The sequence below is a fragment of the Pseudomonas citronellolis genome, assembly GCF_001586155.1.
Taxonomy (GTDB): Bacteria; Pseudomonadota; Gammaproteobacteria; order Pseudomonadales; family Pseudomonadaceae; genus Pseudomonas; species Pseudomonas citronellolis.
Map to the genome: position 1 here is coordinate 5,617,255 of NZ_CP014158.1, position 22,647 is coordinate 5,639,901.

The 22,647-nt window shown below is 68.6% G+C and carries 19 protein-coding genes; 17 read left to right on the forward strand and 2 right to left on the reverse strand.

Annotated features, from left to right (window positions below; translation table 11 throughout):
• Window positions 1-144 precede the first annotated feature (144 nt).
• The 11 genes from alg8 (at window position 145) to PcP3B5_RS24660 (ending at window position 15,751) form a co-directional block, all read left to right on the forward strand.
• Window positions 145-1,626, forward strand: coding sequence for a mannuronan synthase (gene alg8, locus PcP3B5_RS24610; RefSeq protein WP_009616088.1), 1,482 nt, complete (start codon window positions 145-147; stop codon window positions 1,624-1,626).
• 58 nt (window positions 1,627-1,684) lie between these two features.
• The gene (locus tag PcP3B5_RS24615; RefSeq protein ID WP_061562644.1) at window positions 1,685-2,872 is read left to right on the forward strand and encodes an alginate biosynthesis protein Alg44; all 1,188 of its coding nucleotides are present in this window, start codon (window positions 1,685-1,687) and stop codon (window positions 2,870-2,872) included.
• A 10-nt stretch (window positions 2,873-2,882) separates the two neighbouring features.
• A complete protein-coding gene (algK, locus tag PcP3B5_RS24620) occupies window positions 2,883-4,280 on the forward strand; it encodes an alginate biosynthesis TPR repeat lipoprotein AlgK (protein ID WP_009616086.1) in 1,398 nt (465 codons plus the stop codon).
• Window positions 4,281-4,363: 83 nt separating this feature from the next.
• Window positions 4,364-5,797 (forward strand): alginate export family protein, encoded by a 1,434-nt coding sequence (locus PcP3B5_RS24625; RefSeq protein WP_061563335.1) that lies wholly within the window; start codon window positions 4,364-4,366, stop codon window positions 5,795-5,797.
• Window positions 5,798-5,982: 185 nt separating this feature from the next.
• The gene (gene algG / locus PcP3B5_RS24630; protein ID WP_061562645.1) at window positions 5,983-7,593 is read left to right on the forward strand and encodes a mannuronan 5-epimerase AlgG; all 1,611 of its coding nucleotides are present in this window, start codon (window positions 5,983-5,985) and stop codon (window positions 7,591-7,593) included.
• Between the two features lie 11 nt (window positions 7,594-7,604).
• Entirely contained in the window at window positions 7,605-9,038 is a 1,434-nt protein-coding gene (locus PcP3B5_RS24635; RefSeq protein ID WP_043273116.1) for an alginate O-acetyltransferase, read from the forward strand.
• Between the two features lie 57 nt (window positions 9,039-9,095).
• Window positions 9,096-10,169, forward strand: coding sequence for a mannuronate-specific alginate lyase (locus tag PcP3B5_RS24640; protein WP_145923995.1), 1,074 nt, complete (start codon window positions 9,096-9,098; stop codon window positions 10,167-10,169).
• A 327-nt stretch (window positions 10,170-10,496) separates the two neighbouring features.
• Window positions 10,497-12,059, forward strand: a complete 1,563-nt coding sequence (locus PcP3B5_RS24645; RefSeq protein WP_061562647.1) for an MBOAT family O-acyltransferase — start codon at window positions 10,497-10,499, stop codon at window positions 12,057-12,059.
• Between the two features lie 13 nt (window positions 12,060-12,072).
• Entirely contained in the window at window positions 12,073-13,263 is a 1,191-nt protein-coding gene (locus tag PcP3B5_RS24650; protein ID WP_009616080.1) for an alginate O-acetyltransferase, read from the forward strand.
• Window positions 13,264-13,321: 58 nt separating this feature from the next.
• A complete protein-coding gene (gene algF / locus PcP3B5_RS24655; RefSeq protein WP_009616079.1) occupies window positions 13,322-13,969 on the forward strand; it encodes an alginate O-acetyltransferase AlgF in 648 nt (215 codons plus the stop codon).
• 336 nt (window positions 13,970-14,305) lie between these two features.
• A complete protein-coding gene (locus PcP3B5_RS24660; RefSeq protein WP_061562648.1) occupies window positions 14,306-15,751 on the forward strand; it encodes a mannose-1-phosphate guanylyltransferase/mannose-6-phosphate isomerase in 1,446 nt (481 codons plus the stop codon).
• Window positions 15,752-16,012: 261 nt separating this feature from the next.
• On the opposite strand, the gene codA is transcribed toward PcP3B5_RS24660, so the two are convergent.
• Together codA and codB are read right to left on the reverse strand one after the other, a co-directional pair.
• Window positions 16,013-17,254, reverse strand: a complete 1,242-nt coding sequence (gene codA / locus PcP3B5_RS24665; RefSeq protein ID WP_061562649.1) for a cytosine deaminase — start codon at window positions 17,252-17,254, stop codon at window positions 16,013-16,015.
• A gap of 61 nt (window positions 17,255-17,315) precedes the next feature.
• The gene (gene codB, locus PcP3B5_RS24670; RefSeq protein ID WP_009616076.1) at window positions 17,316-18,575 is read right to left on the reverse strand and encodes a cytosine permease; all 1,260 of its coding nucleotides are present in this window, start codon (window positions 18,573-18,575) and stop codon (window positions 17,316-17,318) included.
• A gap of 312 nt (window positions 18,576-18,887) precedes the next feature.
• Between codB and PcP3B5_RS24675 the strand changes: the two genes are divergently transcribed.
• From PcP3B5_RS24675 to PcP3B5_RS24700, 6 genes are all read left to right on the forward strand, one after another.
• Window positions 18,888-19,352 carry a hypothetical protein gene (locus PcP3B5_RS24675; protein ID WP_009616075.1) on the forward strand — a complete coding sequence of 155 codons (465 nt, stop codon included), beginning with the start codon at window positions 18,888-18,890 and terminating at the stop codon, window positions 19,350-19,352.
• Window positions 19,353-19,423: 71 nt separating this feature from the next.
• Window positions 19,424-20,254 carry an SDR family oxidoreductase gene (locus tag PcP3B5_RS24680; RefSeq protein WP_061562650.1) on the forward strand — a complete coding sequence of 277 codons (831 nt, stop codon included), beginning with the start codon at window positions 19,424-19,426 and terminating at the stop codon, window positions 20,252-20,254.
• A 2-nt stretch (window positions 20,255-20,256) separates the two neighbouring features.
• Window positions 20,257-20,634 (forward strand): hypothetical protein, encoded by a 378-nt coding sequence (locus PcP3B5_RS24685; protein WP_009616073.1) that lies wholly within the window; start codon window positions 20,257-20,259, stop codon window positions 20,632-20,634.
• A gap of 97 nt (window positions 20,635-20,731) precedes the next feature.
• On the forward strand, window positions 20,732-21,403 hold the full coding sequence (locus PcP3B5_RS24690; protein WP_061562651.1) for a tyrosine-protein phosphatase: 672 nt from the start codon (window positions 20,732-20,734) through the stop codon (window positions 21,401-21,403).
• Window positions 21,404-21,465: 62 nt separating this feature from the next.
• Complete coding sequence (locus PcP3B5_RS24695) at window positions 21,466-22,353, forward strand: TIGR01459 family HAD-type hydrolase (protein ID WP_061562652.1); 888 nt, start codon at window positions 21,466-21,468, stop codon at window positions 22,351-22,353.
• Window positions 22,354-22,384: 31 nt separating this feature from the next.
• On the forward strand, window positions 22,385-22,633 hold the full coding sequence (locus tag PcP3B5_RS24700; RefSeq protein WP_061562653.1) for a hypothetical protein: 249 nt from the start codon (window positions 22,385-22,387) through the stop codon (window positions 22,631-22,633).
• Window positions 22,634-22,647 lie beyond the last annotated feature (14 nt).

The following is a 22,647-nucleotide window of genomic DNA, read 5'->3' on the forward strand; positions in this document are numbered from 1 at the left end:
GCGCCGCCGGCTCTTCGCAGGAGCGAGCCTGCTCGCGAACGCTCTTCCCGGCGGTACCGGTGCCGGGGCGGTTCGCGAGCAAGCTCGCTCCTACGGGAGCCCACCTGTTCCCACGAAGCCAAGACGCGACTGACGGACCTGACCATGGACGCATACAAACGAGCCCTCGGCGAAGCCACCGGCTGGCTGGCCTTCCTCTGCCTGCTGATGGGCCTGGCGCTGATCGTGCCCCCCACGGTGTTCGACCCCAATGCCCGCGACTTCCTGCTGATCATCGGCGCGGTGGGCATCTGGCGTTATTCCATGGGCGGTCTGCACTTCCTGCGCGGCATGCTCTTCCTCCACGTCGTCTACCCGCACTACAAGCGGCGCCTGCGCAAGCTCGGCAAGGCGGCGGACCCGTCCCACGTCTACCTGATGGTCACCAGCTTCCGCATCGACGCCATGACCACCTCCATGGTCTACCGCTCGGTGATCCAGGAGGCCATCGCCTGCGGCTACCCGACCACCGTGGTCTGCTCCATCGTCGAGATGTCCGACGAGGTGCTGATCAAGCAGCAGTGGCAGAAGCTCAACCCGCCCGCCCACGTGAAGCTAGACTTCGTGCGCATTCCCGGCACCGGCAAGCGCGACGGCCTGGCCCACGGCTTCCGCGCCATCTCCCGGCACATGCCCGACGAAGGCTCGGTGGTGGCGGTGATCGACGGCGACACCGTGCTCGAACCCGGCGTGGTCCAGGCCACGGTGCGCTGGTTCAAGCTGTTCCCCCAGGTCGGCGGCCTGACCACCAACGAATTCTGCGAGGTGCAGGGCGGCTACGTGATGAGCCAGTGGCACAAGCTGCGCTTCGCCCAGCGCCACATCAACATGTGCTCCATGGCCCTGTCCAAGCGCGTGCTGACCATGACCGGGCGCATGTCGGTGTTCCGCGCCGCGGTGGTCACCGACCCCGACTTCATCGCCGACGTCGAGGCCGACCACCTGGACCACTGGCGCCTGGGGCGCTTCCAGTTCCTCACCGGCGACGACAAGTCCAGCTGGTACAGCCTGATGCGCCTGGGCTACGACACCTTCTACGTGCCGGACGCGGCCATCAACACCGTCGAGCACCCGCCGGAGAAAAGCTTCGTCAAGGCCAGCCGCAAGCTGATGTTCCGCTGGTACGGCAACAACCTGCGGCAGAACTCCCGCGCCCTGGCCCTGGGCCCGCAGCGCCTGGGCTGGTTCACCACGGTGGTGCTGTTCGACCAGCGCCTGTCCATGTGGACCTGCCTGCTGGGCCTGGTGGCGGCGATCATCGCCAGCATCAAGTACAGCATCACCTTCCTGCTGGTGTACCTGCTGTGGATCGGCATCACCCGCCTGATCCTCACCCTGCTGCTGTCGCTGTCCGGCCACCCGATCGGCCCGGCCTACCCGCTGATCCTCTATTACAACCAGATCGTCGGCGCCCTGGTGAAGATCTACGTGTTCTTCCGCCTCGACCAGCAGTCCTGGACGCGCCAGAGCACCAAGCTCGACCGCGGCCTGAACAGCTACCAGCGCTGGTTCAACACCTGGTCCTCGCGCGCCATGACCTTCTCTGCCGCCAGTGTGTTCGTCGCCGTACTCCTGACGATCGTATGACCCCTTGAGCAACCGGCCCGCGGCCGATCCGACCCGTTTCGAACATAGGACCGACTTCATGAATACCGCCGTCAACGTCAACGTCGTGCACGAATCCGAAGCCCAGCGCCAGCACGCGCGGGTCAAGCTGCCCGCGCGCATCCGCTACATCGGCGCCAACCGCGAGGGCGTCGACGCAAGGCTCTTGGACCTTTCCGCCGGCGGCTTCGCCTTCATCGCCGGCGGTGCGCCGACCCGAGACAGCGCGCCGATCCAGGTCGGCGACATCCACAAGGGCAAGCTGCTGTTCCAGATCGACAGCATCAGCTTCGCCCTGGAAGTGGAGTTCCAGGTGCGCTCCTTCGACCCGGACAGCCGCCGCACCGGCTGCGAGTTCCAGCACCTGAAGCCGCGCGAGGTCGCCGCCCTGCGCTACCTGATCACCGCGTACCTGGCCGGCGAGGTGGTCAGCGTCGGCGACATGCTCAACACCCTGCAGCGCGAGAACTTCACCAAGGCCCGCAAGCACGGCGGCGCCGGCGGCGGCATGGGCTTCTTCGGGCGCATCCGCGCAGTGACCCTGAGCACCGCCATCTTCGTGGTCGGCGTCGGCGCCTTCGCCTTCATCCTCAACCAGCTGTACAACCTGTACTTCGTCACCCATGCCGACTCCGGCGTGGTCAACATCCCCGCCCAGCAGATCACCATGCCCCGCGAGGGCACCGTCGACAGCCTGGTGCAGATGGACGCCGAAGTGGCCAAGGGCGCGCCCATCGCCACCTTCTCCACCAGCCTGCTGGACCTGCTCAAGGGCAACCTGTCCGACGAGCAGCTCAACCCCGGCAACATCGAGAAGCTCTTCGGCCACCAGCTCAAGGGCACCCTCACCAGCCCCTGCGACTGCCGGGTGATCGAGCAGCGCGTCGCCAACGGCCAGTACGCCAACAAGGGCGACGTGATCTTCACCCTGGCCCCGCGCGACGCCAGCGCCACCGTCGAGGCGCGCTTCGCCTACCGCAACGCCGCCGAGCTCTCGCCGGGCACCCTGGTGCACTTCCAGGTCGCCGGCGACAGCGAAGTGCGCAGCGGCCGCATCCTGCGCACCGCGCCGGTGGACGGCGACCTGTCCTCGGAGATCCGCGCGCAGATCCAGCCCGAGCAGCCGCTGGACAGCCAGCTCGCCGGGCGCCCGGCGGAAGTCAGCATCGGCGGCCTGCCCGGCCGCACCCTGCTGAACAAGGCCATGGCCATGGCCACCGCGCGCTGAGGACCCAAGCATGAACGCCATCGCCCACCATCCGCTGCGCGGCGCCGCCCTGGCCCTGGCCATCGGCCTGGCCGCCGGCTGCGCCGGCCTGCCGGACCAGCGCCTGGCCGACGAAGCCATGGCCCGCGGCGACATCGCCACCGCCCAGGCCAACTACCAGGCCCTGGCCACCCTTGGCTACACCGACGCGCAGATCGGCCTGGCCGACATGCAGGCCGCCAGCGGCGACAGCGCGGCCCAGGCCAAGGCAGAGAAGCTCTACCGCGACGCCGCCGAGACCTCGCCGCGGGCCCGCGCGCGCCTGGGCAAGTGGCTGGCGGCCAAGCCCGGCGCCACCGACGCCGAGCACCGCGAGGCCGAGCAGTTGCTCAACCGCGCCTTCAACGAAGGCGAGGACAGCGCCCTGGTGCCGCTGATCGTGCTCTACCTGCAGTACCCGCAGGCCTGGCCGGGCGTGAACCCGCAGCAGCGCATCGACCAGTGGCGCGCCCAGGGCCTGCCCCAGGCGGACCTGGCGCAGATCATCCTGTACCGCACCCAGGGCACCTACAACCAGCACCTGGGCGAGATCGAGCAGGTCTGCCAGCGCTGGCTGACGCGCATGGACGTGTGCTGGATGGAGCTGGCCACCGTCTACCAGGTGCAGGGCAACGCGGACAAGCAGAAGGCCCACCTCGACCGCCTGCGCGCCGCGCACAAGGCCGGCCGGGTACCGCCCGAGCGGGTGGAATCGGTGGCCCAGGTGCTGGCCGACGCCGACCTCGGCAAGCCCGACCCGCAGACCGCCCAGGCCCTGCTCAACGAACTGGCGCCGACCTACCCCGCGGCCTGGGTCGACCTGGCCAAGCTGCAGTACGACTACCCCGAGCTGGGCGACGTCGAGCAGATGCTCGACTACCTGAAGAAAGCCCAGGACGCCGCCCAGCCGCGCGCCGAGCTGCTGCTCGGGCGCCTGTACTACGACGGCAAGTGGATGCCCCAGGACCCGCAGAAGGCCGAGCAGCACCTGCTCAAGGCCGCCGCCAGCGAACCCCAGGCGCACTACTACCTGGGGCAGATCTACCGCCGCGGCTTCCTCGGCAAGGTCTACCCGCAGAAGGCCGCCGACCACCTGCTGATCGCCGCCCGCGCAGGCCAGGCCAGCGCCGACATGGCCCTGGCCCAGCTCTGGTCGCAAGGCCGCGGCGTGCAGCCCAACCGCGTCAACGCCTACGTCTTCGGCACCCTGGCGCAGCGCCAGCAGATACCCCAGGCCGGCGACCTGATGAGCGAACTGCAACCGCAACTGCAGCCGGCCGAACTGAGCCAGGCGCAGCAGCTGCTCAAGCGCGAGGAACAGGCCCGCGGCGCCAACTGGCAGGCCACCGTCAGCCTCATGCAGAACGAACAGGAACAAGAAAGCCTATGAAGCGCCCCGACCCGACCTCCGCCCCGCTGTTCCAACCGATCCGCCTGGCCCGCGCCATCCGCCGCGCCCGGCTGTTCCCGGCGATGCTCGGCGCCGGCATGAGCCTGGCCGGCACCCTGTTCGCCGCCGGCGCCTGGGCCGACGACACGCCGCCCAAAAACTACGGCATCGACATCAAGATCACCGCCGAGTCCGAGGACGACCGCGACCTGGGCACCGCCCACGGCGGCGACCTCAACGGCATCGGCATCGACCTGCGGCCCTGGGCCTTCGGCCAGTGGGGCCAGTGGAGCGCCTACGTGATGGGCCAGGCGGTGGCCGCCACGGACACCATCCAGACCGATACCCTGCAGTCCGACGAAGTCGACGCCAGCGGCCGCGACAGCGGCGACAACAAGCGCGAGCCCGACGACGCCTACCTCGCCCTGCGCGAATTCTGGGTGGACTACGCCGGCCTCACCCAGTACCCCGGCGAGCACCTGCGCTTCGGCCGCCAGCGCCTGCGCGACGACAGCGGCATGTGGCAGGACACCAACATCGAGGCGCTGAACTGGACCTTCGACACCACCCTGCTGCGCGCCCACCTGGGCGCCGCCCAGCGCTTCTCCGAGTACCGCACCGACATCACCGACCTGGCGCCGGAAGACGAGGACCGCACCCACGTCTTCGGCGACATCTCCACGCAATGGGCGCCGCACCACTGGGTGGGCCTGCGCCTGCACCACGCCGACGACAGCGGCAGCCTGCCGGATGCGGGCGAGACCATCGACTCGCTGGACAAGCGCTCCACCGGCGACCTCACCTGGGTCGGCATCGAGGCCAACGGCGACGGCTACAACTACCGCTCGCAGATGCCGCTGAACTACTGGGCCAGCGCCACCTGGCTGAGCGGCAACCGCGACCGCCTGACCAGCGCCGCGGTGGACGGCGAGCGCGTGGCCACCGGCAAGCAGAGCGGCGACGTCAACGCCTACGGCGTCGACCTGGGCCTGCGCTGGAACATCGACGAGCAGTGGCGCGCCGGTGTCGGCTACGCCCGCGGCAGCGGCGGCGGCCACGACGGCGAGGACCAGTACGAGCAGACCGGCCTGCAGAGCAATCGCTCCAACTTCACCGGCACCCGCGCCCGCGTGCACCGCTTCGGCGAGGCCTTCCGCGGCGAACTCTCCAACCTGCAGGACGCCACCCTGTTCGGCGCCTGGCAGCTGCGCGACGACTACGACGCCAGCGTCGTGTACCACAAGTTCTGGCGCGTGGACGGCGACTCGGACATCGGCAACAGCGGCATCACCGCGCCCCTGGAGAACAACTCCAAGGACATCGGCCAGGAAGTCGACCTGGTGGTCACCAAGTACTTCAAGCAGGGCCTGCTGCCCGCCTCGATGAGCCAGTACATCGACGAGCCCTCGGCCCTGGTGCGCTTCCGCGGCGGCGTCTTCAAGCCCGGCGACGCCTACGGCAGCCACGTCGACTCGACGATGCACCACGCCTTCGTCGATTTCATCTGGCGCTTCTGAGGATCAGGGCGATGCGAACTGGCAGTCACTGGTTCCCCGCGTTCGCGGGGATGACGGAAAACCCCTCCCGCGTGCGAACGGGCACGGGGAGCGCGGGGGTTCGCATCCCCCGCCCGGCGACCGTCACTCCCGCGCACGCGGGAGCCCAGCGCCTTCCGGCTCCACGCCCACAGGGAGAACCCACCATGAACCGCCACCCTCTACCCCTGGCCGCCCTGCTGCTCGGCGGCCTGCTGGTCGCCACGGGCCCCGCCTGGGCCTCGACCCCGGCGGCCAACGCCAAGGACGCCGAGGCCAGCGAGCAGCCCTCGCCGGCCAACCAGCCCGGCCACGTCCAGGGCCTCAAGGAAACCGGCAACTACACGGTCACCGCGCTGCCCGAGGGCCCGCTGCACCTGGACCCGCCGAAGCTGCCCGACCTCTCCGGCTACACCGCCGAGGCGGTGGCGAAGAAGATCGTGCGCAAGCCCGGCGGCAAGGCCGTGGTGCAGCGCATGGTGCAGCAGCAGCCGCTGAAGGAATTCACCGGCGGGCAGAACCGCCTGGCCGAGTGGGTCAAGCGCCAGCGGCAGATGCCCCAGGCCATCTTCATCGAAAGCGGCTACGTCAACCTCGCGCAGCTGGCCGGCAAGCTCGGCAAGGCGCTGGAGCAGGTCGAGCCCGGCGTGTTCGTCGCCCGCCTGCCCATCGTGGTCAGCCAGGGCGCGACCCTCGAGGTCGACGGCAAGGTCAGGGAACTGCGTCTGTCCCAGGACCGCGGCGCCTTCCTGGTCAACGACGGCAAGCTGTTCGTGCACGATACCAAGGTCACCGCCTGGAACGAAGCCCGCGGCGAGCCGGCCTGGTTCAAGAGCCCCAACGAGTTCCGCCCGTTCCTGGTGTCCTGGGGCGGCGCCGAGGCCTACCTGGTGAACAGCACCTTCACCAGTTTCGGCTACAACGCCTCCAAGGCCTACGGCATCTCCATCTCGCAGTACAGCCCGGGCATGGACAAGACCATGAAGCGCCCGCGGCCCAAGGGCTGGGTGATCGGCTCGACCTTCGTCGACAACTGGTACGGCTTCTACTGCTACGAGGCCGACGACCTGGTGGTGCGCGGCAACACCTACCGCGACAACGTCATCTACGGCATCGACCCGCACGACCGCTCGCACCGCCTGATCATCGCCGAGAACACCGTGTACGGGACGAAGAAGAAGCACGGCATCATCGTCTCGCGCGAGGTCAACGACAGCTGGATCTTCCGCAACAAGACCTACGACAACCACCTCTCCGGGATCGTCCTGGACCGTAACTCCGAGCGCAACCTGGTGGCCTACAACGAGGTGTACCGCAACCACTCCGACGGCATCACCCTGTACGAGAGCGGCGACAACCTGATCTACGGCAACCAGGTGCTGGGCAACCGCCGCCACGGCATCCGCATCCGCAACAGCGTGAACATCCGCCTGTACGAGAACCTCGCCGCCGGCAACAAGCTGATCGGCGTGTACGGGCACATCAAGGACCTGTCCAACACCGACCGCAACATCGACCTCGACCCCTTCGACACCAAGGTGTCGCTCATCGTGGTCGGCGGCAAGCTGGTGGGCAACGGCTCAGGTCCCTTGTCGGTGGATTCGCCGCTGTCGCTGGAACTCTACAAGGTGGCCATGCTCGGCCCGACCAAATCCTCCGGCATCAGCTTCAACGGCGTGCTCGGCGAGAAGCAGGACCAGATCCTCGACCTGCTCGTGCGCCAACAGCGCGCCGTGCTGATCGACCCCGTGGAAAGCCAGGCCGAACTGCAGAATTGAGGACCCGTACCATGACCATCCGCCCCCATCGTCTGCTGCGCCTGTCGACTCTGGCCGCCGGCCTGCTGCTGGCCCACGGTATTCTTGCTGCGGGCGCCGCCGACGCCGGCGCGCCGACCTACAGCGCCCTGCCCGCCGCCGGCCTGTGCCCGGCCGCGGCCGACGACAAGGCCTACAACACTAAGTACCTGGGCTTCTTCACCCACCTGGTGCCGGCCCAGGAAGACTGGCTGTTCCGCACCACCTACGACCTGCGCACCGACTTCGGCACCACGCCCGAGGGCTGGCGCGAACTCAAGGCGCTGCGTGAGGCACTGGAGCGCCGCGGCGTCGAGCTGATGGTGGTCTACCAGCCCACCCGCGGGCTGATCAACCGCGAGAAGCTCAGCCCCGAGGAGAAGGCCTCGTTCGACTACGAACTGGCGAAGAAGAACTATCTGGCGACCATCGCCAAGTTCCGCGAGGCCGGCATCTACACCCCGGACTTCTCGCCGCTGTTCGACGAGAAGGAAGCCCACCCCTACTACTTCAAGGGCGACCACCACTGGACGCCCTACGGCGCCATGCGCAGCGCCAAGATCGCCGCCGAGACGCTGAAGCAGATGCCCGCCTATGCCGACATCCCGAAGAAGGAATTCGAAAGCAAGCGCGTGGGCCTGCTGTCCAAGCTCGGCACCTTCCACAAGGCCGCCGCGCAACTGTGCGGCAGCAGCTACGCGCCGCAGTACGTCGACCGCTTCGAGACCGAGCCGGTGGGCGACAGCGGCGGCGGCGACCTGTTCGGCGACGGCGGCGACCCGCAGGTGGCGGTGGTCGGCACCTCCAACAGCGGCCCGGCGTACAACTTCGTCGGCTTCCTGGAGCAGTACGGCAAGGTCGACATCCTCAACAACGCCGTCTCCGGCGGCGGCTTCGACAGCTCGCTGCTGGCCTACCTGACCAGCAAGGAGTTCCACGACAAGCCGCCGAAGATCCTGGTCTGGGAATTCGCCACCCACTACGACATGGCGCAGAAGAGCTTCTACCGCCAGGCCATGCCCCTGGTGGCCAACGGCTGCGCCGAGCAGAAGGCCGTGCTCAGCCGCAAGGTCAAGCTGCACGCCGGGCGCAACGAGGTGCTGCTCAACAGCGCGGCGCTGCCGATCCGCAGCGGCAGCTACACCGCCGACGTCACCTACAGCGACCCGGGCATCCACGAGCTGAAGAACACCGTCTGGTACATGAACGGCCGCCGCGAGCAGCTGAAGATCGAGCAGTCCAAGGCCGTCGACACCGGCGGGCGCTACGTCTTCGAACTGCGCAACGACGAGGACTGGCCGGACCAGCAGTTCCTCTCCCTGGAGATCGAGGCGCCGGACGACATGCCGGCCGGCCTCGAGGTCGAGGCGAAGCTGTGCCAGACCCCGCAGATCAAGGCCACCGCCAGTACCGTGGCCGGGAGGTAATCCATGTCCATCCAGCGACTTTCCCGCAACAAGGGCCTGCGCCTGCTGTGGCCGGCCATGGCCCTGAGCAGCCTCGCCGCCCTCTACGGGCAGAGCAGCCAGGCCGCCGACCTGGTGCCGCCGCCGGGCTACTTCGCCGCGGTCGGCGAGCGCAAGGGCGACGCCGACAGTTGCCCGGCAGTGCCCACGCCCTACACCGGCTCGCTGCAGTTCACCAGCAAGTACGAGGGCTCCGACTCGGCGCGTGCCACCCTCAACCTGGCCGCCGAAGGCAAGTTCCGCGCGCAAATCAAGGACATCACCGACATGGAGCGCGGCACCACCAAGCTGATCACCCAGTACATGCGCAGCGGCCACAAGGGCGACCTGGACTGCGCGCTGAACTGGCTGACCACCTGGGCCCGAGCCGATGCGCTGGAAAGCGCCGACTTCAACCACACCGGCAAGTCCATGCGCAAATGGGCCCTGGGCAGCCTGTCCTCGTCCTACCTGCGCCTGAAGTTCTCCAGCAGCCGCCCGCTGGCGGCCTACCCGCAGCAGGCGGCGCAGATCGAGCAGTGGTTCGGCAAGCTCGGCACCCAGGTGGTCAGCGACTGGAGCAACCTGCCGCTGAAGAAGATCAACAACCACAGCTACTGGGCGGCCTGGTCGGTGATGTCCACCGCCGTGGTGACCAACCGCCGCGACCTGTTCGACTGGTCGGTGCGCGAATTCAAGGTGGCCGCCAGCCAGGTCGACGCCCAGGGCTACCTGCCCAACGAACTCAAGCGCCGCCAGCGCGCCCTGTCCTACCACAACTACAGCCTGCCGCCGCTGGCGATGATCGCCGCCTTCGCCCAGGTCAACGGCGTGGACCTGCGCCAGGAGAACAACGGTGCCCTGCAGCGCCTGGCCGAAAGGGTGATGCAGGGGGTGGACGACCAGCAGGACTTCGACCGCCGGACCGGCAACGACCAGGACATGAGCGACCTGAAGGAAAACAGCAAGTTCGCCTGGCTGGAGCCCTACTGCGCGCTCTACAGCTGCGCGCCGAAGACCCAGGACTGGCGCAGGAAGATGGAGCCGTTCAACAGCTTCCGGCTGGGCGGGGATGTGACCAAGGTGTTCAACCGCGGCAACGGCGGGAGCTGATGCGCTCAATGGGAGTGGGTGCAGGCCGGCACGTGCCGGCTGACACAACGGTTTCCACCTGCACCGAACAGTCCCCTCTCCCTTCAGGGAGAGGGTTAGGGAGAGGGCAAGAACCTCCCCGCAACACCGAAACACCCGGCTGAACCCCGCAACGAAGACGGGCCCAGCCACCCCCGACCCAAGCGCACAAGACGCCGGGCGGGCGCACCACCTTAGCGACAAAACGGGGAGGAACTGGCGGGTGACACCGGCCTTTTCCTTGCGCGCCACGCGGCGCCGGAAGGGCTGGAGCCACCCTGGGTACGAAGCTCCAGAGCGAGACGGGCAATGGTCTTTTCTTCCAACGTGTTCCTGTTCCTGTTCCTGCCGATCTTCCTCGGCCTGTACTACCTGAGCGGGAACCGCTACCGCAACCTGCTGTTGCTGGTGGCCAGCTACGTCTTCTACGCCTGGTGGCGGGTGGACTTCCTCGCCCTGTTCGCCGGCGTGACCCTGTTCAACTACTGGATCGGCCTGCGCATCGGCGCCGCCGGCGTGCGCACCCTGGCGGCCAAACGCTGGCTGATCCTCGGCGTGGTGGTCGACCTGGCCGTGCTGGGCTACTTCAAGTACGCCAACTTCGGCGTCGACAGCCTCAACCAGATCATCACCTCGTTCGGCATGCAGCCCTTCGTGCTGACGCACATCCTGCTGCCCATCGGCATCAGCTTCTACACCTTCGAGTCGATCAGCTACATCATCGACGTGTACCGCGGCGACACCCCGGCCACGCGCAACCTCATCGACTTCGCGGCCTTCGTGGCGATCTTCCCGCACCTGATCGCCGGCCCCGTGCTGCGCTTCAAGGACCTGGTGGACCAGTTCAACCACCGCACCCACACCCTCGACAAGTTCTCCGAAGGCTGCACCCGCTTCATGCAGGGCTTCGTCAAGAAGGTGTTCATCGCCGACACCCTGGCGGCCCTGGCCGACCACTGCTTCGCCCTGCAGGACCCGACCACCGGCGACGCCTGGCTGGGCGCCCTGGCCTACACCGCGCAGCTGTACTTCGACTTCTCCGGCTACAGCGACATGGCCATCGGCCTGGGCCTGATGATGGGCTTCCGCTTCATGGAGAATTTCAACCAGCCCTACATCAGCCAGTCCATCACCGAGTTCTGGCGGCGCTGGCACATCAGCCTGTCCACCTGGCTGCGCGACTACCTGTACATCAGCCTGGGCGGCAACCGCGGCACTACCTTCCAGACCTACCGCAACCTGATCCTGACCATGCTCCTGGGCGGCCTGTGGCACGGCGCCAACGTCACCTACATCATCTGGGGCGCCTGGCACGGCGTATGGCTGGCCATCGAGCGCGCCCTGGGCGTGAACGCCGCGCCGCGGGTGCTCAACCCGCTGAAATGGGCCTTCACTTTCCTGCTGGTGATCGTCGGCTGGGTGATCTTCCGCGCCGAGAACCTGCACGTGGCCTGGCGCATGTACGAAGCCATGTTCAGCTTCGGCGACTGGAGCCTGTCCGAGCAGAGCCGCGCCAGCCTCACCGGCCTGCAGGTGGGCACCCTGGTGGTGGCCTACGTGGTGCTGGCCGTCTTCGGCCTGCGCCAGTTCTACAACCAGCCGCTGCAGAGCAAGGCGCCCAAGGCCGCGGCCAAGACCGACGAAGTCGCCGCCGACGGCCCGGCCAGCGCCCAGCCGCGCAGCCCGCAGGACGCCGAGAACGACCCGGCGGCCATCGCCTACTCGCGCAGCGGCGCGGCGGTGTACCGCCCGCACTGGCTCACCCAGCTGCCCGTGCTGGCCACCCGCGTGGCCCTGCTGGCGCTGTTCGCCGCCTCGGTGCTGAAGCTCTCGGCGCAGAGCTACTCGCCCTTCCTCTACTTCCAGTTCTGAGCGAGGCCGGACCATGCAACCGACTCCTTACGTTTCCAAGATCAGCAAACCCCTGCAATACGCCTACGTCGCCGCCTTCGGCGGGATACTGCTGGGCCTGGCCGGCTGGTCGCTGAAGGCCTTCCCCAGCTTCGCCGCCGCCGAGGGCACCACGGTGCTCAACGGCAAGCTGGCCCACGCCTTCGAAGGCCACTACGACGACCAGTTCCCCATCAAGCGCCTGGGCACCAACCTCTGGGCCGCGCTGGACTATGCCCTGTTCGACGAAGGCCGCCCCGGCGTGGTGATCGGCAAGGACGGCTGGCTGTACACCGACGAAGAATTCAAGCCGGCGCCCAGCCAGACCCAGCTGGACGACAACTGGGCCCTGGTGCGCGGCGTGCAGCAGGAGCTGGAGCGCCGCGGCGTGAAGCTGGTGCTGGCGATCATCCCGGCCAAGGCGCGCATCTACCCCGAGTACATCGGCAAGGAACAGCCGGCGCAGCTGCACGTCGGCCTCTACGACGAGTTCCTGCAGCGCGCGCGCCAGGCCGGCATGGCCGCGCCCAAGCTGCTGGACACCCTGGAGCAGGCCAAGAACAACGGCCAGGTGTTCCTGCGCACCGACACCCACTGGACGCCGCTGGGCGCCGAGGCCGTGGCCCAGCGCCTGGCCCAGAGCATCCGCGAGGGGCAGAACCTCGACCTGCCGCAGCAGACCTTCATCACCGACGCCAGCAAGGCCACGCCGCACAAGGGCGACCTGCTGACCTTCCTGCCCCTGGACCCGCTGTTCAGCGAACTGCTGCCGGCGCCGGACCAGTTGCAGGCGCGCCAGACCCACCCGGCCGAGGACAACGCCGCGGCCGGCGGCGACCTGTTCGGCGACAGCGCCGAGCCGCAGGTGGCCCTGGTGGGAACCAGCTACAGCGCCAACCCGCACTGGAACTTCGCCGGCGCCCTCAAGCAGGCGCTGTCCACCGACCTGATCAACTACGCCAAGGAAGGCAAGGGCCCCCTCGAACCCATGCTCGAACTGCTCAAGGACCCGGGCTTCCAGCAGAAGCCGCCGCGCCTGCTGGTGTGGGAATTCCCCGAACGCTACCTGCCGATGCACAGCGACCTCAGCCAGTTCGATGCCGACTGGCTGGCCCAGCTGCGCGCGGCCGGCAACCGTGACGAACGCCTGGCGGCCAACCCGCCGGGCCTGACCGCGGCGCACTGAGCGCCACGCCAAGGGCGCCAGCGCGCCCCATGAAAAAGTGAAGACGGAGGTACACCCCATGACTCGTTCCAAGACCCTCGGCTGGAAATCCCCCGCCCTGGCACTGGCCCTGGGCCTGGCCGCCTTCGGCGCCCACGCCGGCGAAGCCGCGCTCTACGGCCCGCAGGCGCCCAAGGGTTCGGCCTTCGTGCGGGCCTACAACGCCGGCAACAGCGAACTCTCGGTGAGCGTCGGCAACGCCCAACTCAACGACGTATCGCCCCTGGGCTCCAGCGACTTCAAGTTCCTCCCGCCGGGCAACTACACCGCCAAGGTCGGCAGCCAGAGCCTGCCGGTGAAACTCGACCCGGACGCCTACTACACCCTGGTCAGCCAGCCCGGCGGCCAGCCCAGGCTGGTGCCCGAGCCGCCCTTCAAGAACAAGCAGAAGGCCCTGGTGCGGGTGCAGAACCTCAGCGGCCAGGCGCTGACCCTGAAGACCGCCGACGGCAAGACCGAAGTGGTCGGCAACGTCGCCCCGCAAAGCCACGGCGACCGCGAGATCAACCCGGTGAAGGTGAACCTGGCGCTGTTCGAGGGCGGCAAGAAGGTCAGCGACCTCAAGCCCGTCACCCTGGAACGCGGCGAGGTGGTGTGCCTGTACGTCACCGGCGAGGGCGGCAAGCTGTCGCCGGTGTGGGTCAAGCGGCCGGTGAAGGCGGATTGAGGCTCACTTCATGACACCCCGGCGCGAAGCCCTAGCCCTCTCCCCCCGCCCTCTCCCTGAAGGGAGAGGGAGCTATCCGTGCAAGCGGAAAGCTCCGCGCAAGCCGGCGAGCGAGGTGGCGCCCCTTCACGCCGAACAGCCCCCTCTCCCTTCAGGGAGAGGGCTGGGGAGAGGGGCTCTTGTCTCCCCCCACACAAAATCACCAGAACGAACACCACAACAAGAACAGAAAAAATCAGCGAGCTGCCAAGACGGCCCGCACGGAGAGGTCACCCGAAACGGTAACGGCGCCCGGCGCCCTACAGAACGCATGAACGCTTTAAGGAGAAACCCCACATGATTCCCGTCATTCTTTCCGGTGGTAGCGGCTCGCGACTCTGGCCCCTTTCCCGCAAGCTGTATCCCAAGCAGTTCCTGGCCCTGGCCGGCGAGCACACGCTGTTCCAGCAGACCCTCGAGCGCCTGGCCTTCGAAGGCATGGAGCCGCCGCTGGTGGTGAGCAACAAGGAACACCGCTTCATCCTCCAGGAACAGCTGGAACAACTGAAACTCAAGACCCAGGGCATCCTGCTCGAACCCTTCGGCCGCAACACCGCCCCGGCCGTGGCCATCGCCGCCATGAAGCTGGTCGCCGAGGGCCGCGACGAACTGCTGCTGGTGCTGCCGGCCGACCACGTGCTGGAAGACCCGCGCGCCTTCCAGCGCGCCCTGGCCCTGGCCACCGTGGCTGCCGAGAAGGGCGAGATGGTGCTCTTCGGCGTGCCCGCCAGCCGCCCGGAAACCGGCTACGGCTACATCCGCGCCGGCGCCGACGACAAGCTGCCCGGTGGCGTCGCGCGGGTCGAGCGCTTCATCGAGAAGCCCGACGAGGTCCGCGCCCGCCAGTTCGTCGAGGAAGGCGGGCACTACTGGAACAGCGGCATGTTCCTGTTCCGCGCCAGCCGCTTCCTGGAAGAACTCAAGCGCCACGACGCCGACATCTACGACACCTGCCTGCTGGCCCTGGAACGCAGCCAGCACGAAGGCGACCTGATCAACATCGACCCGGCCACCTTCGAGTGCTGCCCGGACAACTCCATCGACTACGCGGTGATGGAAAAGACCCAGCGCGCCTGCGTGGTGCCCCTGGCCGCCGGCTGGAACGACGTCGGCAGCTGGTCGTCGATCTGGGAAGTGCACGACAAGGACGCCAACGGCAACGTCACCAAGGGCGACGTGCTGGTGCACGACAGCCGCAACTGCCTGGTGCACGGCAACGGCAAGCTGGTCTCGGTGGTCGGCCTGGACGACATCGTCGTGGTGGAAACCAAGGACGCCATGATGATCGCCCACCGCGACCGCGTGCAGGACGTGAAGAAGGTGGTCAACGAACTGGACGCCGCCGGCCGCAGCGAAACCCAGAACCACTGCGCCGTGTACCGCCCCTGGGGCAGCTACGACTCGGTGGACATGGGCGGCCGCTTCCAGGTCAAGCACATCACCGTCAAGCCCGGCGCGCAGCTCTCGCTGCAGATGCACCACCACCGCGCCGAGCACTGGATCGTGGTCAGCGGCACCGCCCAGGTGACCTGCGACGACAAGGTGTTCCTGCTCACCGAGAACCAGTCCACCTACATCCCCATCGCCTCGGTGCACCGCCTGGCCAACCCCGGCAAGATCCCGCTGGAGATCATCGAAGTGCAGTCCGGCAGCTACCTGGGCGAAGACGACATCGAACGTCTGGAGGATGTCTACGGTCGAACCGAAGAGAACGGCATCCGCGCGCAGGTAGCCGCTCGCTAGTTGAAGGACGGCGTCTCCCCCATCGATGCCAATCGCCCCCAGGCCTTGTGCCTGGGGGTTTTTCTTTGTGCGCGGGGCCCCCCGGAGGGTATAACGCCAACGGTTCCCGGGAAGCACGGTCGTAGGAGCGGACCTTGTCCGCGATAGCCGGGCGTATCGGCGCGGATCGCGGATAAGATCCTACGCCGCCCCACCCGCGCCATTCCCCTGTAGGAGCGCGCCCTGCGCGCGAATCGCGGGCAGGGCCCGCGCCTACAGGCATCAGCCTTCGAGCAGTTCCACGCTCTCCGGCGCGCGGCGCATCAGTACACGGCCGTGGCGGATGGAATACAGCGCCTTGGTCTGCTGGCGCACCGCTTCGTAGTCGCTGTCCACGCCCAGCACCAGCAGGTTGGCCGGGCGGCCGGCGGCGATGCCGTAGCGCTCGCCCAGGTTCAGCGCGCGGGCGCTGTTGTCGGTGACCAGGTCGAGGCTGCGCTGCAGGTCTTCGAAGCCCATCATGTGGCAGATGTGCAGGCCGGCGTCGAGCACGCGCAGGATGTTGCCGTTGCCCAGCGGGTACCACGGGTCCTTGATCGAATCCTGGCCGAAGCACACGTTCATCCCGGCGCGGTCGATCTCCGCCACGCGGGTCACGCCGCGGCGTTTCGGGAAACTGTCGAAGCGGCCCTGCAGGTGGATGCTCTCGGTCGGGCAGGAGACGAAGCTGATGCCCGAACGCTTGAGCAGGCGGAACAGCTTCGAGCAATAGGCATTGTCGTAGGAACCCATGGCCGTGGTATGGCTGGCAGTCACCCGCGCCCCCATGCCACGCACCCGCGCCTCTTCGGCCAGCACTTCGAGGAAGCGCGAATTGGGATCGTCGGTCTCGTCGCAGTGCACGTCCACCAGGCAGCCGCTGCGCTCGGCCAGGTCCATGAGGAACTTGATCGAACTGACGCCCTGCTCGCGGGTGTTCTCGAAATGCGGGATGCCGCCGACCACGTCCGCGCCCAGGCGGATCGCCTCTTCCATCAGCCCGCGGCCGCCGTCGTAGGACTCGATGCCCTCCTGCGGGAAGGCGACGATCTGCAGGTCCACCAGGTGCTTCGCCTCCTCCTTCACTTCCAGCATCGCCTTGAGCGCGGCCAGCGTGGGATCGGTGACGTCCACGTGGGTGCGCACGTGCTGGATGCCGTGGGCGGCCAGCATGCGGATGGTGGTGTGGGCGCGGGCCTTGGTGTCTTCGTGCGTGATGGTTTCCTTGCGCTGCGCCCAGCGCTCGATGCCCTCGAACAGGGTGCCGCTCATGTTCCACTGCGGCTCGCCGGCGGTGAGGGTGGCGTCGAGGTGGATATGCGGCTCCACCAGCGGCGCGATCACCAGTTGCCCGGCGGCGTCGAGGTCATCGCCGGTGGCGGCTACGCTGGCCGCCTGGGGCAGCACCTCGGCGATGCGCTCGCCCGCGCAGCGGATGGTGAACAGGCCTTCCTGCTTGCGCAGCTTGGCATTGACGATCTTCATTGGGTTGGCTCCTCAGGCTGGGCGCTGCGCGGATGCCGAATGCGCAGCGCCATGAATGGGTTCAGGCGCGCGGCTCCGCCACGCCGGCGCGGGCGCGGGCGATCTCGCCGAGCACGATGTAGCAGGCCGCCGAGGCGCCGATGCCCACCAGCGGGGCTATCCACGGCGAGGCATAGGCCAGCGCCGCGCCCACGGCGTAGGACAGCAGCCCGGCGACATTGAACGCCGGGATGTGCGGGCCGACCAGCGCCGGGTAGTTGCCGCGGTGGCGGTGCCAGAAGTCGGCCATGATCACCCCGCCCAGCGGCGGGATGATCGAGCCCAGCAGCACCAGGAAGGGAATCAGCCACTCGTACATGCCGCCGATGGCCAGGACGATGCCCACGCCCGCGGCGAGCAGCGTCATGCTGCGCCGGCGTTCGCTGCGCACCAGGTGGCAGGCGGCGGCGGAGACGTTGTAGATGGTCGGACCCTGGATGGTCCACAGGTTCAGGCAGAGCATGATCACCGCGGCGAACGACAGGCCCTGCAGGACCATAACTTCGACGATGTCGGCGTTCTGGTAGACGATGGCGCACCAGGCCCCGGCGACGATCATCAGGCCGTTGCCGACGAGGAAGCTGATGACGCTGGCGGCCACGGCGATGCGCCCGCTGCGCGCCATGCGCGTCCAGTTGGTGGCCTGGGTGGCGCCGCTGGCGAAGGTGCCGAAGACCATGGTCACGGCGGCCGAGAAGGTCATGCCGGTGCTCGGCTGCACCGCCAGCAGCCCGGCCCAGCCGCCGGCCTGGCGGGTGGCGATGACCATGGAGGCCACCAGCAGCACGAACATCAGCGGCACCGACACCCGCGACAGCAGGTCCAGGCCCTTGAAGCCGATGATCGCGGTGATGCTGAAGCCCAGGCCGAACAGCACCATCAGCGGGATGGTCAGCCAGCCCGGCAGGGCCAGCATCTTCACCAGCACGATGGCCACGGTGGCGGTGCCCCAGGCGTACCAGCCCAGCTCGGCGAAACCGAGGAGGAAGTCCGACAGCTTGCTGCCGCGCTCGCCGAAGCAGAAGCGCCCCATGAGCACGGTGTTCAGCCCGCTGCGCGAGGCGATCAGCCCCAGGGCGGCGGCGTAGACGGCCAGCAGCGTGTTGCCGACGACGGCGACCCAGAGCATGTCGACGAAGTCGAAGGCCATGCCGATCTTGCCGCCGGCGAACATGGTGCCGGTGAAGAAGGTGAAGCTGAACAGGACCATGGCGATGGGCAGCAGCCCTTTGCGCCCTTCCCTGGGCGTGGCGCTCAGGGGGAATTCACTGGGGGAACTCATGGATGTCTCCGCGAGGTGGGTTGGATGTCTGTCGGCCTGGAGCAAGGAGCGGGCCGGAAAAGCCGACGGGAAACGACGCGGAAACCTTTGAGCATGACGAACATCGATGAATGTTCAGAATGCACACTTCCCAGGGGAAATATGCCGCCGCGTGCCTGCTCAAATGTGCATTATGCGGATTCCGCAGATGCAGCGCAGCGTCCGACGCACCAGATTCGCGCACAATCTTGACCCAGGTCGTGGCCATCCGTCGAAGTCGTTGCAGAAGCGACGGATTTGCTAGGCTGCTGCCCCAAGCCCATCCCGGCATCCATGTTCTTCGGCATCCTCCTCATCGTCACCTGGATCATCCTGCTGCTGCGCTACCCCGCCCGCGCGCTGCCGATCTCGGCCGCGGCCCTGGTCGGCCTGGGCCTGGTGGTGGCCCTGGCGATCTGGCAGGACAGCCTCGACCAGCGCCGCCTGGAGCGCCTGGAACTGCGCATCCGCTACGCGCCGACGCTGTGCCCGGCCGACCGCCCGCTGCGCGTCGACCTGAAGAACGGCAGCGACGCGCCGCTGCTGGAACTGCGCTGGAAGGTCGCCGCCTACCGCCCCGGCGACACCACCGACCTCGCCGAGAACCTCTACGAGGCGCCGCGCTACCGCGGCCCCGGCGCGCTGCTCGGCGGCGACGCCTGGAGCGACTGCCTGCCGCTGCCGGCGCTGCGCCCGGGCTACCGCGCCAGCACCCTGGAGTTCCGCGCCGAGCGCATCGAAGGGCGCTTCGGCGACTGAGTTCACCCGCGCGGCGCAATCGGCTAGGGTAGGCGCCGAACACCCACGCGCCCACGCCAAGGAAAGCCGCCATGCCCCAACCCGTCGCCCTCATCACCGGCTGCTCCAGCGGCATCGGCCGCGCCCTGGCCGAGGCCTTCCAGGGCGCCGGCTACAGTGTCTGGGCCACGGCCCGGCGCGACGAAGACGTGGCCGCCCTGGGCCAGGCCGGTTTCCGCGGCGTGCGACTGGACGTCGACGACGGCGCCGCCATCGCCCGCCTGGCCGAGCAGCTGCAGCGCGAGGCCGGCGGCCTGGACGTGCTGGTCAACAACGCCGGCTACGGCGCCATGGGCCCGCTGCTGGACGGCGGCGCCGAAGCCCTGCGCCGGCAGTTCGAGACCAACGTCTTCGCCGTGGTCGAGCTGACCCGTGCCTGCTTCGGGCTGCTGCGCGAACGCCGTGGGCTGGTGGTGAACATCGGCAGCGTCTCCGGCGTGCTGGTCACCCCCTTCGCCGGCGCCTACTGCGCCTCCAAGGCCGCGCTGCACGCGCTCAACGAGGCGCTGCGCCTGGAACTGGCGCCCTTCGGCATCGGGGTGCTGGAGGTGCAGCCCGGCGCCATCGCCTCCAGCTTCGGCGCCAACGCCGGGCGCACCTGGCAGGAACTGGTGGACGACCGCTCGCCCTGGTGGCCGCTGCGCGAGTTCATCCGCGCCCGCGCCGGCGCCTCCCAGGACAAACCCACCCCGGCCGCCGAACTGGCCCGCCAGTTGCTCGCCGCCGTGCAGCGCCAGCCTCGCCCGCGCCTGCTGCGCGTCGGCCACGGCAGCCGCGCCCTGCCGCTGCTGGCCCGCTGGCTGCCCACCGGCCTGCTGGACAAGGCCCTGAAGAAACGCTTCGGCCTGGACGGGAGCCTCTAGCCATGCCCATTCGCACCCGCTACTACGCCCTCGCCGGCATCCTCGTCGCCATGGTCCTCAACGTGCTGCTGCGCACCCTGCTGCGCTACGGCCTGGTGCCGGTGAACCTGCTGGTGGCGCTGGCCATCGGCGCCGGCATGGCGTTCTTCTTCGCCCGCCGCGTGGGGCGCCTGCCCAGCGTCGGCGAGCGCTGGCGCCTGCTCGGCTTCTACGCCGCCGGCCTGGCCCTGCTGTACCTGGCGCTGGTGGCCCTGGCCGCCTGGCGCAACCCGCCGAGCCACGCCGCGCTGCTGCTGTACCTGGTGAACTACCTGGTCTACCCGCTGGCCGCCTGGTGGTTCTTCCGCCCGCCGGTGCAGGCGCGCTTCCTGCCCCGCTGATCGCCGCGGGGCGTCTTCACGCTTTTTTCACAATCTTTTCATCCGGGCTTTATCGCCCGCCGCCTACTGTCTGCGCTCCGCCAGCCAGGAGGCCCCCATGCGCCCCGCCCTGCCCTTTTCCTTCCTGCGCCATTGTCTGCTCGCCCTCGCCCTGGTCACCGCAGCGGCCCATGCCGACGAGCGCCCCGCCGCATGGGCGCAGCCGGTGGACAAGTCGTTCAACCTCTATCGCATGTCGCCCAGCCTCTACCGCAGCGCCCTGCCCGACGGCCAGGACCTGGCGCTGCTGCAGCAGCTCGGCGTACACACGGTGCTGAGCTTCATCAAGGACGACGACAAGGCCTGGACCGGCGCCGCACCGCTGCAGATCCTCAGCTTCCCGATCCACGCCGACCGCGTCGACGACGCCGACGTCATCCGCGTGCTCAACCTGCTGCAGGCCGCCCAGCAACAGGGCCCAGTGCTGATGCACTGCAAGCACGGCAGCGACCGCACCGGGCTGTTCTCCGCCATGTACCGCACGGTGGTCCAGGGCTGGAGCAAGGAAGACGCGCTCAAGGAAATGCGCGAGGGCGGCTTCGGCAGCGCCGACGACATGGCCGACGCCATCCACTACGTGCAGAACGCCGACGTCGACGCCATCCGCCAGGCCATGGCCGAGGGGCGCTGCAGCCCCAGCCCGTTCAGCCTGTGCCACCTGCGCGGTCTGGTGGAGGTGCCGGTGGCCCCGGCGCCGGAGAGCGTCGCCCAGGCCCGCCCGGCCAGCTGAAAGCATTCACCCGCCTGCCCGCGGTGCGCTAGGCTGGGGCTTTTCCCCGCGACAGGCTTGCCATGACCTCCCCACGCTTCAGCGCCGTCACCCACACCCGCCTCATCGACCACGCCGGCCTGGATGACTTCTGCGCCGGCTACGACGGCTTCCTCCTCGACCTCTGGGGCGTGCTGATCGACGGCGCCGAAGTGTTCCCCGGCGCCCTCGCCTGGCTCCGCCGCCGCGCCGCCGAGGGCCGCCCGGTGTGGTTTCTCAGCAACGCCTCGCGCAGCGTCGTGGAAATGGCCGACACCCTGGAAAGCCTGGGCGTGCCGCGGGAGCTGTACGCGGGCATCACCACCTCCGGGCAGTTGGCCATCGACGCCATCGAGCACGACGCCCAGCTGCAGCGCGGCGGCATCTGCATCGCCGGCGTGGCCGACGCCCTGGGCACCTGGCCTGCGCACATCCGCGAGCGTTTCGGCACGGATATCCACAAGGCCACGCTGATCCTCGGCGTCGGCAGCTTCCCCCAGGACGAGCTGGAGGCGCGTTTCGAACCACTGCGCCAGGGCCTGGACCTGCCCTTCCTCTGCGCCAACCCGGACCGCGTGGTGGTCTCCGCCGGGCGCACGGTGTTCGGCGCCGGCCGCCTGGCCGAAGCCTTCGCCGAGGAAGGCGGCCAGGTGCGCTGGTTCGGCAAGCCGGACCCGGCGGCCTTCCGCATCGCCGAGCGGCAGCTGCAGGCGCGCGGGGCGCAGAACATCCTGTTCGTCGGCGACTCCCTGGTGACCGACGTGCCCGGCGCCCTGGCCGCGCGCATCGACACCCTCTGGCTGGCCGCCACCGGCATCCACCGCCAGGCCCTGGGCGTGCCCTTCAACGGCGAGCTGGACGCCGACAAGGTGCAGGCGCTGCTCGACGGCTACGCAGTCCGACCGCACTTCGCGGCGCCCGGGTTGGTCTGAAGTCAGGACGACAGCCGCGGGAAACCGCCCCATGCACGAATTCCTCGACCTGCTGCAATGGCCGGCGATGCTGGTCACGGTACTGGCCGCCTGGCTGGTCGGCTCCCGCGAGCGCCGGCGGCGCAAGCTCGGCTTCTGGACCTTCCTGGCCAGCAACGCCCTGTGGATAGCCTGGGGCCTGCCGGCCAAGGCCTACGCCCTGGTGCTGCTGCAACTGTGCCTGGCGGCGATGAACATCCGCGGCAGCTACAAGAACCGGCGCAAGGGGCGCGATGCCTGAGCTCCGGGTTCGAA